This window comes from Acinetobacter sp. RF15B (genome assembly GCF_007558235.1).
GTDB lineage: Bacteria > Pseudomonadota > Gammaproteobacteria > Pseudomonadales > Moraxellaceae > Acinetobacter > Acinetobacter lwoffii_C.
Window position 1 is genome coordinate 95,955 of the sequence record NZ_VLSR01000008.1, and the last position, 14,872, is coordinate 110,826.

Sequence of the window (14,872 nt, forward strand, 5' to 3'; positions counted from 1 at the left end):
AGCTTGAATAAATCCTGTACAGCTGACTGCTCCAAACCTCGTACAGAATTGTATTTACAAAACAGCTGTTAGTAGCAATTTTTATTAAATCATCACTATACAGTTGAACCTGTTGCAGTTAGCGGGCTTGAGCTGGATCTCGGCATACTGCGCAGGCCCGTCCCTCATGGCCCTATTGAGATTCTTCAGGCTTTAAGAGTTGAGGCATCTGATGCAACTCCTAACTTACTGTCTGATCCTGACTATAGAACGATCCTGCTTTAACTGACCAATCATCCGCTGGATAGGGATAGACCATGCTTTTAACCAGGATTTCAAAACATTAGTGAAAGAGTTGAACTATTTAGGCTGATTTTTTAATCATAATTTGCCCACGAATAGCGCTTTAAACTCGGCTTTATCTGAGTCAATCTGCTGTAAAGCCAGCTTGGCCACTCTGCTAGGCGGAAGGTCTTTACTGTGTTGTTGCCTGAAAGCCCATCATTGCCAGCAAGTCGACACTAACAGTATTTTTTTCATATGCTCTTATAAACTGATTCTAATTTAGAAACATCTCATGGCTATATAATACTTCGTGCCCATTCCAATAAACATATCCCTTTTCAATCAACTCTTTAAGTAAAAGGCGCACATCGGACTTCGGAAATAACTGCTCCAGCAAGTCACGCAGTGCATAAATATCTTTGGGCTTATCACCCTGCAATGCGCGCAGTTTACGTGCCACTTCCAGCTGTACAGGATCAAATTTACTGAAGTTTTTAAACAATTCCTGCTGGACCGACTGAATAGAAGATTGAGCAGCTTCAGTCACTGGCTCTTCCTTATGAAGCTGTGACAGCGCCTGATCCAGCGAGAGCTTTTCAACAGTCCCCTGCTCTTCCAGATCCAGTTGCACCCATTGTTTTAATACCTTTTTACGGAAGCTGACCTGCTCGTCATAGCGTTTGACAATTTTCAGGTTAATCAGCATTCCAATGACATGCTGTGCCTGAGCTGGCAGCACTTGCAGGATATTGCTGACCGAGTTTTTCAAGCTTTCCAGTGTCCCCGGTTTGCCACTCATCTTGCCCAAGGCATCGCAATATTTTTTGACCAGCTGCAAAGCAGGCTTGGCTTTGATGGTCTGAATGCTGGGCAATTGGATCTTCGGTTTATCTTGGGCAGAAGCGGCATCATCCGGCTGAATCTGGATCAGGCTACACGGAATTTCTGAGGCTTGCAGCATGTCCATCAGCAGCTCACTGCTGTCCATAGCCGAAATCAGCTCAACTTGCGTATCGGCTTCCAACAAGGCCATCAACTGCCCGACGATCACGGCATATTCATATTCTTTATGTGGTGCTTCTGGCGTATCCAGAATCACAATCTGTCCACTGCTAATCCAACTGGCAAGCTCGGTAAGATCTTCCAGAGCAAATTCGAATTTTCCTGCACAGTTAAACAGATATAAACTCGGATAATGCTCGACGATATTACGTAGCAGCTGGGCTGTAGGAAAGTTATTTTCAAGATCGAGAAGGACAACTTTTTGGCGCATAAGGCAAGATTAAGCATAAACCTGAAATACTCTATTAGAGTAGGAAGCGCGTGAAAGGTCAAACAGTTTTCTACATGGGCGAAGGTGGATATATCTGAAAAATCATCTAAAAAGCGGCAAAAATTACCGATAGGTGCCGAGGCTGATGCGCTGCAAGCTTTCTAAAAAAGAAACCCTTACGATTAGTAGGGTTTCTTTTTTCACAATCACTTGCAAATTAATAATGTGGTGGACGGTTGCTAATCGGGTCAAAAGCATCAATTCCTTCAGACAGGTCAGCAGACTCAACACGTTGATATAACAGCTGCATTTGTTTTTTTAAATCGATAATTTCCAGATTCTGCAGGCTCACCTGCTGATTCAGTTGTTCAACTAAATCATCTAAAAATGCAATTCGCACTTGCAAATCTTCAATGGGTGCGGAAAATGACGCCTGATCATTTAGATTTTGTTGTTTAGTCATTTTAAGTCCTCATTTGGGATTTCAGGAAACATTATGGCCTATATTACCTTAAGGGATGTCCAACTGGCATTTGGCGGACCTGCCTTGCTCGACGGCGCGAATTTTAACTTGGAACGCGGCGAACGGGTGTGTTTGATTGGCCGTAATGGTGAAGGTAAGTCTACCTTACTTAAACTGATTGAAGGAAGCTTACTCCCGGATGCTGGTGAAGTTTCCTTACAAAATGGCATCACCATTTCCATGCTGGCCCAAGACGTGCCGATGGATTCTGGCAAGGTCGCAGATATCGTCGCAGACGGGGCTGGTAAAGCTGCAGAAGTCCTGCGTGCTTATCATGAAGCCAGCGAAGCATGTGTGCTCGGTGATATGGAAGCCTGTGACCGCATGGGTAACTTACAACACCAGATGGATCTGCTGGATGGCTGGGCCCTGGAAACCAAAGTCAACTCTATCCTCAGTAAAATGGGACTGGATCCGGAAGCCGACCTGGCCGACTTGTCCGGTGGCCGTAAACGCCGCGTCCTGCTGGCACGTGCCCTGCTAACGCAGCCAGATGTATTGTTACTCGACGAACCAACCAACCATCTGGATGTCGAGAGTATTGAATGGCTGGAAAAATTCTTGCTGGAGCAGAATAACCTGACCTTGCTGTTTATTTCACATGACCGTGCTTTTGTCGATAGCATTGCGACCCGTATTGTCGAGCTTGACCGTGGTATTTTGCGCAGCTATGAAGGCAACTATTCGCGCTATCTGGACCTAAAAGCCCAGCAATTGGAAGCTGAAGAAAAGCAAAATGCACTGTTTGAGAAAAAGCTGGCTGAAGAGGAAGCCTGGATTCGCCAGGGTATTAAAGCACGCCGTACTCGCAATGAAGGTCGTGTCCGTGCCTTAAAAGCCCTACGGGAAGAATCCAAAGCCCGTCGCTTCCAGCAAGGCAAAGCCAGCATGTCGACTCAGGAAGCGCAACGCTCAGGTAAAGTGGTGTTTGAAATTGAACATCTCAGCGTAAAATTTGGTGACAATGCCCCAATTATTAATGATTTCTCGGCACTGGTGATGCGTGGCGACCGCATTGGCCTGGTGGGCGATAACGGTGTCGGAAAAACCACCTTGATCAAAGCCATTTTGGGTCAGCTGGAACATGGAGGTACAGTAAAAACCGGCACTCAGCTAGAAACTGCCTATTTTGACCAGTTAAGAAATGTGCTGGATCTGGAAAAATCAGTCAAAGACAACGTCTCTGAAGGTTCAGACCATGTCGATGTCAATGGTAACCGCCGACATATCTACAGCTATCTGCAAGACTTCCTGTTCTCGCCGGAACGTGCCCGCACCCCGGTAAAAGCCCTGTCTGGCGGTGAACGTAACCGTATTCTGCTGGCCAAACTATTGTTAAAACCATCCAACCTGATTGTGATGGACGAACCCACCAACGACCTAGATATGGTGACGCTGGAACTTCTGGAAGAAATGCTGGCCGAATACAAAGGCACCCTGCTACTGATTTCGCATGACCGTGCCTTTATGGACAACGTGGTGACCTCGACCTGGGTCTTTGACGGAAAAGGCAATATTGATGAGTATATCGGCGGCTATCAGGATTATCTGGAACAGCGTCCGGATCAAACCGTGGTTGACCAGAAAATGGCAGTGAAAAAAGCCCAGGCGAAGGCAGAAGCCGCAGCAGCACCCGTGCCCTCTGTAGCGAAGAAAAAACTCAGCTACAAAGATCAGCGTGAACTGGAAATGTTGCCGGCTGAAATTGAAGCGCTGGAAAAAGAGCAAGCTGAGCTTTCTGAAAAACTGGCCGATGGTGCCTGGTTTGTCACCGACGCAGCAGCTGCAACCCAAGCCTCTGAACGTCTCGGCGCAATTGACGAGATCTTGCTGGAAAAAATGGAACGTTGGGATGAACTAGAAAATATGACCAAGGGTTAATTTTCCTCACAATCCACAACTAAGCATCTGTATTCGTACAGATGCTTTTTTATTGATGCACTTTTTATTTCAAAAAGCGCTTCTGCTACACTGCAAACAATTTAGCTTCCAACATCGCATTATGAGTCAAAAGCCCCAGTACCAGCCCGGTGAATTTCAATGGTCATTTTTACTGCCTCAATACTGGACCATCTGGATTAGCATTGTTTTTCTGATGATATTGGCCATTTTACCGTGGGCCATTCAGCATCGCGTGGCCACTTTTCTGGGCGGGCTGGCGTTTAACAGATTAAAATCGCGCCGTGAAACCACGGTCCGTAATCTGGAAGTGTGTTTTCCTGAATGGACACCTGAACAGGTCCAAGAACATGCACGTCAGGTTTTTGTTGACCAAATGATTGGGGTATTTGAAACCCTGAATGCCTGGTACTGTCCGAAATGGTTTGAGGGCCGGGTGTCTATTCAAGGCCTGGAACATATCCAAAATGCCCAGGCAGAAGGCAAAGGGGTCTTGCTCTTAGGTACCCACTCGACTTTACTGGATGCTGGTGGCTATCTGTGTGCTCAATATTTTGAACCAGATGTGGTCTATCGTCCCCAAAACAATCCTTTGCTCGATATGCTGATTTATCGTTGCCGGGCCACCATTTATGCCCACCAGATTGACCATGATGACATGCGCGGCTTAATCCGTAATCTTAAAAATGGCCATGCTATCTGGTATAGCCCAGATCAGGATTTTGGCTTGAAACAAGGCGTCATGGCACCATTTTTTGGCACTCCCGCGGCAACAGTTACCGCCCACCGGCGCTTACTCAAAATCGCCAAAGCCGTCCCTATTCCCTTATATTTTTATCGCAGTGGCGACATTAAAGATCCGCATTACCATGTCCTGATTGAACCGGTGGTCGCTAATCTGCCCAGTGAAAATGAAGTCGATGATGCTACCCGTGTCAATCAGATTATTGAAAAGCAGCTGAGAATTGCTCCCACTCAATATATGTGGTTTCACCGTCGTTTTAAGACCCGCCCGGAAGGCTACGAATCTATTTACTAAATTCCCGATCAAATACAAAGACATCGGCATCGCAACTGCCATTTTCGTGTTTTCCTGGGTTTATTTGCTATAAAAATTATTTTAATTTTCAATTGAATATAAAAGAAAAATATTTAACCCGGGTTTTACATCCTGTAAAACCCGGGTTAATGAGGTTGTGCTTTCACATGTTGGTTTTTTTGTTTTTTGATTTCCCTTTCCGCATCATCTCCATAATGATTTCATTCAGCTTCGTCTTCCTTATGAGAATATCCTTTCTCGACTCCCTGTGCTGATGAGTCCAGAATACGAGATTCCTCCCTAGCTGCCTATTCGCAAGAAGCGTCAACTGCTGTAAGCCATATCCTACACTTTTCCCATAAAACTAGGGATATTTAGCTCCCTCTTTATAAGCCACCGCCACCTCATCAGTGACAGGTTTTTCTTCTTTTTCAGCTTTTTCAATGCCTTCCGCAATTGCTTCATGTGCTTCCTGCTCATCCTCATCGGTTTGTTCCAGCTCTTCCTGTAAATGCTCAAATATCCGTCCCGTTTGTAAAACCAGATAAATCGGAAAGTGGTCTGAACCTATATGTGCTAAACGCTCCATATGCACCAGAGCAAAATCGCGACTATGAAACACATGGTCAAGTGACCAGCGTAATAAGGGATAGTCCGCATGAAAAGTATTAATATAATGCCGCCCGACACGCGGATCAAGTAAGCCACTGATACGCTGGAATAAACGTGTGGTTCTGGACCAAGCTACATCATTCAGGTCACCCATGACTATACAGCTTTCATCCAGATCCTTGATCTGGTCCCCGACAATTAATAATTCCGCATCGCGTAAAGTGGAATCCTTGGCTTCAGTCGGGCTGGGCGGCTTGGGATGCAAACAGTACAGCTGCACGGTCTGGCCAGAACGCAAAGTCGCTGTTGTGTGAATTGAAGGAATATCATCGCTCAGAATAAATTTGACCTCAGTATTACTGAGCTTGAGCTTGCTATATAGATGCATGCCGTACAGATTATCCAACGGCACAGGCACCCGATAAGGATAATCCTGCTCAATTATAGCGAGTGCATCTTGCCAGGCCTGATCCGTTTCCAGAGTTAATACCAGATCCGGTTGCAAAGTCTGAATTTTTTCAATGAGCAGATGATATTTGGTATTGGTGGTCAGTACATTGGAAACGATCAGGGAAATCTGGCGCTGGGGATCCAGCTGATCCTGTCTGACCTGTTTCACCTGCTTTTTCCAGACAAAGGTATAAGGCAGTACCATTTTTAGCTGATAGGCCAAGGCTGCAATCAGCCCGACAAAAATAAGCTGACTCGCCCAACTCCAGGGATGATCGACCGCTAAAAACAGAATAAAAGCAATGAAGCCCAAGACCAGAATTTGCAGGCGTGGAAAGTCTGCGCCACGTATCCACCACTCATCTCGTGGAATAAGCGACCAGAAACTGAGCCAAATAACGACAATAGCGACACTCTGGATAATCCACATCATAAAAATTTACTCTGTACTAAGTTATTATTTTTTCTTAAAGAAAACTGACTTTATCAGTTTTGTATGTATCATAAAGCAGATATTTTTCTCAAGAATATTGATGTTTTGATTGTGTAGCTATTGCAGTTGAATCCCGTTTTGATACACTCGAACATCTTCTGAATTTTTTAACGCACCGAGGCAAAGTGACATGAAAGTAGGTCTGGTCGGTTGGCGCGGGATGGTCGGTTCCGTCCTTATGCAACGTATGGTTGATGAGAATGATTTTGCTCATTTTGAGCCATTCTATTTCTCCACCAGTAATGCAGGTGGTGAAGCACCTGCGTTTGGCGGTAAAACTGCCCCAGCACTTATGGATGCAACAGACATTAACAGTCTGAAGCAGATGGATGTCATTATTACCTGTCAGGGTGGCGACTACACCTCTGAGGTTTTCCCGAAACTGAAAGCCGAAGGCTGGAATGGTTACTGGATTGATGCAGCATCTACCTTACGTATGGCAGATGAAGCCATCATCGTGCTTGATCCTGTCAATATGAATGTCATCAAAGACGGTCTAGTCAAGGGCACCAAAGTATTTGTGGGGGGTAACTGTACGGTTTCCCTGATGCTGATGGGCATAGGCGGTCTGTTCCAGAACAATCTGGTGGAATGGGCAACCTCAATGACCTATCAGGCTGCATCTGGTGCAGGCGCGCAGAATATGCGTGAACTGATCACCGGCATGGGTTATTTATATAATAATACCAAAGAGTTGCTGGATGACCCACGCTCACCAATTCTGGATATTGATTCGAAAATCGCAGAATTGCAACGTGGTGAAGGCTTCCCGTCTGCTAACTTCGGTGTGCCTCTGGCGGGCTCCCTGATTCCATATATCGACAAACAGCTGGAAAGCGGTCAGTCGAAAGAGGAATGGAAAGGCCAGGTAGAAACTAACAAGATTTTGGCTAACCAGCAAATTGTTCCTATTGATGGTCACTGTGTTCGTATCGGTGCTATGCGCTGTCACTCCCAGGCATTGACGATCAAGCTGAAAAAAGATGTGCCATTAAACGAAGTGGAAGACATCATCCGTCAATCAAATGACTGGGCGAAAGTTGTGCCAAATACACGTGAAGCATCAATGAGCGACCTTACCCCTGTGGCTGTCACTGGTACCTTGAGTGTTCCGGTTGGCCGTCTGCGCAAGCTAAACATGGGCAAAGAATATCTTGGCGCGTTCACTGTAGGTGACCAATTGCTGTGGGGTGCTGCTGAGCCTTTACGTCGTATGTTGCGTATTCTGATTGACTATAAAAATGCTTAATCGCATTTAAGTCATAAATTCTAAAAGCCGGTCTTTATTGATCGGCTTTTTTGTGTAAGTATTATGTAAACATTTTACAAAAAACAAACATCCCGTTAATCTATGATTTTTCGCTATGCGATAATGACTGAGCTCACGATTAAGATGACTGTATATAACAAATTAAAACTTGCCATTTTAGCCATTATTGCTTCACAGACCAGTTATGCGATTAATGTGGATCCCGTACAAGTCCAGTCCGCACCTGGGGAGCTGCTGTATGCAGAAATGACCTTCCGACAATCTGATATCAATACCCCGCTTGAAGTCAGTCTGGCTACACCAGAAGATCTGATCGCCATGGGCGCTGTACATCAGCCACCGGGTCATTTGAATTTCTTTACTCGCCGTAATAGCAACGGAACCGGGGTCATTACCATCACCTCATCACGTCCGGTGACCGATCGTGAGCTGAATATTATTGTCAAGATCAAGGAAGGAAATGCAGCTCGTTTGCAGCATATCCGAACCTCGCTGCAGACCAAAACAGATTTATTGCAAGCCAGCCTGAAACAAAATGAGCATACGCTGTCCCCGGTCATGGTCGCCAGCGAAAAAGATATTGCCTTGAACTTGCCGGTGAGTACCCAGCATCATCCTGCGCCGCAAACAGCCCCTCCTACAGAAAAATCTCTGGTAGTACAATCAACGACACCTCCACCTCTATCGAGCAGCTCGATTCCCAAAGCAATTACAATGCCTCATGCGGTTCAGCCTGAGCAGACAGCCACAGCTGAGTCGCAGAAGGTCGCAACTCAACCTGTAGTGGATTCTGATGGCCGAGCTACTCCAGCACAGGCTTTAGCACAAACAGATACCACCCAATCTCAGGCCTCACTAGATCCGCTGGTCCAGAAATATCAAAAAGAGTTGGCACAAAAACAGGCACAGGCAGCACCTACTCAAGCCAAAGCCCCGCCTAAAACAACAGCCTCTCAGGTTGCCAGCTATGTGGTGCAGTCCAATGAATCTCTCTGGAGCATTGCCTCACGGATTGCTCAGGAACAGCAACGTCCTGTACATGAAATCATGCAACAAGTGAAAGAACGTAATGACCATGCCTTTATCGGTGGTAACGTGAATCGCCTGCGTAAAGGTGCAGCCTTGAATCTGGATGGTATTGGCACAGTATCGGCAGTGAAAGTGGCAAACCCCAAGCAGGTTGAGGCTCCTACACGCCCTGCTGCGAAAACCAAATACCGTCTGAATGAGGCAGAAATGAGCTTGGTGGCTGAGAACCAGAACAATTCCAGCCATGTTTCTGCAAATCAGAACACAGAACAACAGCAAACTTCAAAAGAGTTGTCATTAAAAGTTATGACAGCCCGAGAAAAAACCGTTAAATTACAGAGAAACGTAACTGAATTAGAATTGGCTCTCAATCAGAAGGATCACAAAATTCAATTATTAAATGCCCGTCTTGCTCAACTGCAACAACAGCTGAAAGCACAACAGGTAGATAAGAAGCCAACTCATTAAAAAGTTATACATGAAGATTTATTTGGAATAGGCGAACACCAACGCTCTTCTATTCTTTAAGGGGTAATAACATGCTGATTTATGTGATTCCATTAGTAATATTGATCATTGTTTTGCTGGTTTTCAAAAAACGGCAAGATGCTCAGGCAGCAGATCAGGCAAAAACCAAAACGGTGAAGGCAAAGAAGCCAGCTACAGCTTCTAAGGTTACCCCGCAAAAAACCAAGGTGGTAGAGCCAGTAACCGCGAAAAAGACGGTTACACCGCTCTCTGACGATACCCGTAAAAAGATTGAAACCCTGATTCAGGAACGGAATTTCTTTTCAGCCGAAGCTAACATTAATCAGGCTTTAAATCGGGATAACTCCCAACATGAACTGTATTTACTCTTGCTTGATATTCATATCTTGCAAAAAGATGAATTTGCGATCTCTCAACTGATTAACCATATTCGCTCTTTAGAGCTGGATGATATTTTAACCCAAGCTGAAGCTAAGCAAAGTGAATATGCAAAAGCAGCAAATGCTGTTCAAGAAACTATTGATTTTCAAAGCGTACAGCCACAAACTGTGACAGCACAGGATAATGCAGCGGCTCAGAGTGCCTTTGATAGTCTGGTTGCTCTAACACCCTCTAATGAGCAGGCATTTGAACAGTTACAGCAGGAATTACAGCCAGGTAAACCGGCCGTCGCCTCTGAACCTGTACCCGACATCCAACCTCTGGAATTTAACTTTGAACCTGCTAGTGCTGCGACTAAAACCCTGCCAGTAGAAGACACATCTGCACCAGCAGCCAATAGCTTAGATTTTAACTTTCAAGATGCGGCTCCAGTTGAAGATATTAAGAGCACACCAGAAGCAGCAAGCGAACCAGCACCCGGTCTGGACTTTAAATTAGAGCTTGAACCTGCGGCAAATGTAGAGCCGACAGTGGTTACGCCATCGAATGAAGAGATTCAACCTTTAGATTTCTCTTTCTCATTGGATACACCTGCGACAGAAGCTGAAAAAACCACTGAAGCGCAGGTTGAATTTGACCTGTCAAATCTGACTACTCCTGTTGCAAGCGAAGTACCTGCGGAAACTTCTGGACTGGACTTTAAATTCGATAACCCTGAAACTGAAAAGCCAGTACCGGCTGCGACAGTAGTTAATTTTGAAATTCCTGCTCCTCCTGCTCCAGCAGCAACAGATCAAGGTGATCCACTGGTACAATCGTTTCCGGAATTAAGTGAGGTGAATGAAGCCGAGTTGAACCTCGAACTTGCCGAGCAATATATTCAATTAGGCGCTTATGCAGCCGCACGTGAAGTCATTGCAGAATCTGAAAATGAATACAGTCCTGAACAGCAGCAGCAGGCTGAGCAGTTACTGAATAGAATCGCTTCTTAAAATATTTCGATTTACACTAAAGCAGTCAGATTTGGCTGCTTTTTTTATGATGAAAAATAATATTGCATTAATTTATATGGGCGGTACTTTCGGATGTGTGGGCGATCCGCTTGCTCCCATGTCGGCTGAGCTTTTCCTGCCTAAGCTTGAGCATCTACTGCATCAAGACTATGCTGTACAATGCTATCGTGCACCCGTCATTAAAGACAGTAGCGCCTGTACAGCCGCAGACTGGCTGCAACTGGTACAGTTCATTCAAGAGCTGCAATTACAGGAAATCCGGTATTTTATCATCATTCATGGCACAGACACGCTCAGTTATGCCAGTGCTGTGCTGGCCCATTGTCTGGCCCAGTCTGCGCATGTGATATTGACCGGCAGCCAGTATCCCCTGCTCAATGTTCAGGGAGATGCGATCCGCGAATTTAGTGATGCTTTAGACAACCTGAGATTTGCCTTAGAGTCAGTGCTTCAGTCCCCCCCGGGCGTTTATCTGGCCTTTCACCAACAACTGCTGCACGCGCAAACAGCATTAAAACAACATACCACTGAACTGAATGCGTTTACCGGCTTAAAGTCGCATATTCCCCTTCAGCCTTCACAGCAAGTGTATCGGGTCACCCTTCAGGATATTGAAAAAGCTGCCGGCTTTAACTGCATGAGCATCATGATGCAGCCGATTGATTTAAGTCAGCAGTTAGCTAATCTGCGTAACCTTCTGCAATGGCCTCCGCATTTTCTGTTTCTGCAGGGCTTTGGAACAAGCAACCTGGCCGTAAACCAGGCTCTGGTTACGCTTATTGATCAACTTTATGCACAAGGCTGTATTTCGGTACTCACCACCCAGGTCCCATTTGGCGCGACCGACCAGCGCTATGCCATTGCCGAATGGGTCCATGAATGCCAGATTTTACTCAATGACAGTTATGGACATGCCGATCTGTATGCAAAAGCCCTGAAAATGTATTTACAATACGAGACTGTAGAACAATGGCATCGCCATTGGTACGATTAGTCAGGGTTTGAGGTCTATATGCAACGTTTTGCAGTCGGGATTGAGTTTTCTGGAGCCAACTATCGGGGGTGGCAAACGCAGCAGCCGGGCGTAGCTAGTGTGCAGGAAACTATTGAAAAAGTACTCTCGAAAGTCGCCAATGAACCTGTCACTTTGCATGGTGCGGGTCGCACAGATGCCGGAGTACATGCCACAAATCTGGTTGCGCATTTTGATAGCTGTGCAATACGCTCTCTTCATGGCTGGCTACGTGGCTGTAACAGCCAGCTTCCGAAAGATATTTCGATCCAGTGGATCAAAGAAATAGATCAAAATTTTCATGCGCGCTTTAAGGCCCAGGCCCGCCGTTATCGTTATATTGTCTACAATCATCCCGTACGTCCCGCCTTGCTGCATAAGCAGGTGACCCATATTTACGATGCGCTGGATGTGGACAAGATGGTACAGGCTGCAACGAAGTTTGAAGGCACGCATAATTTTGAAAGCTTTCGTGCCGCCGCCTGTCAATCCAGGCAGCCAGTCCGCCATGTCAGCCATTGCCGTCTGATCCGGCATGGTCAATATCTGGTCCTTGATATTCAGGCCGATGGCTTCCTGCACCATATGGTGCGTAATATCATGGGCTGTTTACTGGAAATTGGTCAGGGCATGTATGATATTGACCATATTGATAGCATTTTCGCAGCTGAAGACCGTAAAGCTGCTGGGATTACCGCTGCCCCGGATGGTCTATATTTTATCCAGGCTGAATATCCGCAACAATTTGATTTGCCCCAAGTTCCTTTAGGGCCGCATTGGCTTAACCTGCCAGAATAATCTTAAAAATTTTGACCTTCCCTAATCCTTCCTATCAGCAACTGCATACCGGCCAAAATAAAGGAATAAAAATCCCTCATGTTAGGAGGGACTTAGGGAGGTAACTTAACGCTGTTTGCGCTTACGATATTCTACTGGGGTCTCATTGGTCCAGCGTTTAAAAGCCCGATAGAATGTACTCGGCTCTGAAAAGCCGGTCAGATAGACAATCCGTTCAACACTCTCATTGGTGCCAGCGAGCAAACGTTTGGCCAGACGACAGCGATAATCTGAAAGAATCTGCTGAAAGCTGGTATTGGCTTCACTGAGCTGGGTTCGCAAACGGCGTGGCGTAATATTCAGCTGTGCCGCCACCGTTTCCAAAGTGGTTTCGCCACTTTCCAGGGTGGAACCAATCGCACGGCGTACTTCCCCCACCAGATCATAGCGTGCCAGTTCCTGCAACTTTTCAATGGCTAACTGCTCATGCAGCTGTAACAGTTCCGGTTCTGCCTGCCACAGTGGATAATCGAGAATACTGGGATCAAAATATAATCGGGTTTCTTTTTGTCCTAGGCTGACCGGACATTCATAAACACGGAAATATTCATCATCGGTTGCCCCTCTGGAAAAGTTAAAGTCGATATAAATCGGTTCAAAGCGTCCTTCTGTAATAAATTTAAAGAAGCGCAGCACGCCTGACATTGCACATTCGGTAAAATGCCGGTTAACCAGACTTTCTGGAAAACGCTGTTCTCCATTACTCAGATAGCAGCGATCATCCTCAATGACCAGTTTAGCATCAAAGGCATCACTGATCAGACGCTGATAGGCCAGTGCCCGCTTAAGCCCTTCGCCAAAGTTTTCAGAAGAGATAAACAGATGTTCAATCACTTGCCCTCGATAAAGCGGTAAATGCTCCCCCAGATGTAAGCCGATATCTGGATCCTTACTGACTTCTTCTGCGGCAACCCAGAAGGCATACTGAGCACTTAATGGAGTACGATCATTGGCCTCCACCTGATTTAAAGCCACTCCGGCTTTGCTCAAAAGCTCTTCTGTAGGTAACCCTGCACGACGAATTGCCTGATAACCTAAACGCAATACGACGGATGCATCCGTTAGCTGACTCACTCAAAAACCTTCCTTGTATGTACTTCATTTATACTTAAAAAGATTAAAATTAGATTAACTGCGATTGACCAAACTGACAACACAAACTCGCATTTTTTTAGTTAAAACTTTTGTACACCGCTTTGCTTGTTTTACTGACAGATGATCAGTCTACCGCCCGTTTCATCTTGCTTTTCGCAAAAAAATTGCCTATAATTTGCGCCTTTCCAATTTATTCATTCAGGTAGGCTATGGCCAATAAAGAGGAACTCATCGAGTTCGAAGGCGTTGTCACCGAGACGCTTCCTAATACTATGTTCCGTGTACGTTTAGAGAACGGTCACGAAGTGATTGCCCACATTTCAGGTAAAATGCGTAAACACTATATTCGTATTTTGACTGGCGATAGTGTGAAGGTAGAAATGACTCCTTATGATTTGACTAAGGGTCGTATCACTTATCGTGCACGCTAAGTTTGAGCGGAAGCAAAAAGCCACTTTTTAGTGGCTTTTTTTGTCCCTGATGACTTTTTTATACCCGATATATCTGAAAAATTTTGCCGAATCTGTAGAGCACTTCACTATTTTCTATTAAATCATCATCAACTTAAAAACTATAAAACCAATAGTTGGCCCTGATCGCTCTAAAGCCAGCTCAGCATTTGTCTAAACGCCAGATGATGCAATTGGCCGTCTGCCAAATTACAACAATACCACTTCCCAACTTTACTATAATTTTCATATCGCCCTGATGGGAGTGAAATTATGTTATTTGCTTATCCAAAGGCAGCCAGCTCGCTTGGCTTATTCACTGCTCTGCTATTCTCCTTGAGCGCCTGCACTTCTCCTCTCAGCAGCTCTCAAATGGATCGGGAAGCTTATCTACAGAGCTTTATTGGGCAAAGTAGCGAGCTGATTGACCAGAATCTGGACTTGAAACGTTTAGGCTATCAGCAGATCAGCGGGCCGCATCTGAGCGAGCAACAACTCAGCTATATTGTACAGCGTCCCCTCACTATTCCTTTGCCCATTGCCCAGTTTCCAGCAGCAGGTACAGGCGCTGTCCCAATACCGACCAATATCAGCCCTGTGACTGGTTATGATGTCAATCTGCAATGCAAGATCAGCTTTCTGCTTAAAAACAATATTGCCACTGCAGTTCGTACTACTGGCCGCACCTGCTGACAGGTTAAATCTGTGTGCATAAAAAACGCAGCTTGAGCTGCGTTTTTTTCA

Annotated in this window: 13 protein-coding genes; 9 read left to right on the forward strand and 4 right to left on the reverse strand. The window is 45.6% G+C overall.

Annotation, left to right across the window (positions count from 1 at the left end; genetic code table 11):
- Positions 1-538: 538 nt before the first annotated feature.
- Together E2K74_RS08135 and E2K74_RS08140 are read right to left on the reverse strand one after the other, a co-directional pair.
- Positions 539-1,537: a hypothetical protein gene (locus E2K74_RS08135; protein ID WP_151207045.1), complete on the reverse strand. Its 999-nt coding sequence runs from the start codon at positions 1,535-1,537 to the stop codon at positions 539-541.
- A gap of 217 nt (positions 1,538-1,754) precedes the next feature.
- Entirely contained in the window at positions 1,755-2,000 is a 246-nt protein-coding gene (locus E2K74_RS08140; protein ID WP_151207047.1) for a SlyX family protein, read from the reverse strand.
- A 33-nt stretch (positions 2,001-2,033) separates the two neighbouring features.
- Here E2K74_RS08140 and E2K74_RS08145 point away from each other — a divergent pair, with 33 nt between their 5' ends.
- Positions 2,034-3,941 (forward strand): ATP-binding cassette domain-containing protein, encoded by a 1,908-nt coding sequence (locus E2K74_RS08145; protein WP_151207049.1) that lies wholly within the window; start codon positions 2,034-2,036, stop codon positions 3,939-3,941.
- Positions 3,942-4,062: 121 nt separating this feature from the next.
- Positions 4,063-4,998, forward strand: coding sequence for a lauroyl acyltransferase (locus E2K74_RS08150; RefSeq protein ID WP_151207051.1), 936 nt, complete (start codon positions 4,063-4,065; stop codon positions 4,996-4,998).
- Positions 4,999-5,362: 364 nt separating this feature from the next.
- On the opposite strand, the gene E2K74_RS08155 is transcribed toward E2K74_RS08150, so the two are convergent.
- Complete coding sequence (locus tag E2K74_RS08155; protein WP_151207053.1) at positions 5,363-6,493, reverse strand: endonuclease/exonuclease/phosphatase family protein; 1,131 nt, start codon at positions 6,491-6,493, stop codon at positions 5,363-5,365.
- Positions 6,494-6,683: 190 nt separating this feature from the next.
- Here E2K74_RS08155 and asd point away from each other — a divergent pair, with 190 nt between their 5' ends.
- The 5 genes from asd to truA all read left to right on the forward strand — a co-directional run bounded on the left by asd (position 6,684) and on the right by truA (position 12,545).
- Positions 6,684-7,802, forward strand: a complete 1,119-nt coding sequence (asd, locus tag E2K74_RS08160; RefSeq protein WP_151207055.1) for an aspartate-semialdehyde dehydrogenase — start codon at positions 6,684-6,686, stop codon at positions 7,800-7,802.
- 123 nt (positions 7,803-7,925) lie between these two features.
- Positions 7,926-9,320 (forward strand): FimV family protein, encoded by a 1,395-nt coding sequence (locus E2K74_RS08165; RefSeq protein WP_171480666.1) that lies wholly within the window; start codon positions 7,926-7,928, stop codon positions 9,318-9,320.
- 71 nt (positions 9,321-9,391) lie between these two features.
- Entirely contained in the window at positions 9,392-10,714 is a 1,323-nt protein-coding gene (locus tag E2K74_RS08170) for a fimbrial protein FimV (RefSeq protein ID WP_151207059.1), read from the forward strand.
- Between the two features lie 49 nt (positions 10,715-10,763).
- Positions 10,764-11,729, forward strand: coding sequence for an asparaginase domain-containing protein (locus tag E2K74_RS08175; RefSeq protein ID WP_151207131.1), 966 nt, complete (start codon positions 10,764-10,766; stop codon positions 11,727-11,729).
- Positions 11,730-11,747: 18 nt separating this feature from the next.
- Positions 11,748-12,545, forward strand: a complete 798-nt coding sequence (truA, locus tag E2K74_RS08180) for a tRNA pseudouridine(38-40) synthase TruA (protein ID WP_151207061.1) — start codon at positions 11,748-11,750, stop codon at positions 12,543-12,545.
- Positions 12,546-12,650: 105 nt separating this feature from the next.
- Here the strand turns inward: truA and E2K74_RS08185 are convergent, their stop codons facing one another.
- Positions 12,651-13,658 carry an AraC family transcriptional regulator gene (locus E2K74_RS08185; RefSeq protein ID WP_151204010.1) on the reverse strand — a complete coding sequence of 336 codons (1,008 nt, stop codon included), beginning with the start codon at positions 13,656-13,658 and terminating at the stop codon, positions 12,651-12,653.
- 230 nt (positions 13,659-13,888) lie between these two features.
- Here E2K74_RS08185 and infA point away from each other — a divergent pair, with 230 nt between their 5' ends.
- Both infA and E2K74_RS08195 read left to right on the forward strand, forming a co-directional pair.
- A complete protein-coding gene (gene infA / locus E2K74_RS08190) occupies positions 13,889-14,110 on the forward strand; it encodes a translation initiation factor IF-1 (RefSeq protein ID WP_001284370.1) in 222 nt (73 codons plus the stop codon).
- A 291-nt stretch (positions 14,111-14,401) separates the two neighbouring features.
- On the forward strand, positions 14,402-14,821 hold the full coding sequence (locus E2K74_RS08195; protein WP_151207063.1) for a hypothetical protein: 420 nt from the start codon (positions 14,402-14,404) through the stop codon (positions 14,819-14,821).
- Positions 14,822-14,872 lie beyond the last annotated feature (51 nt).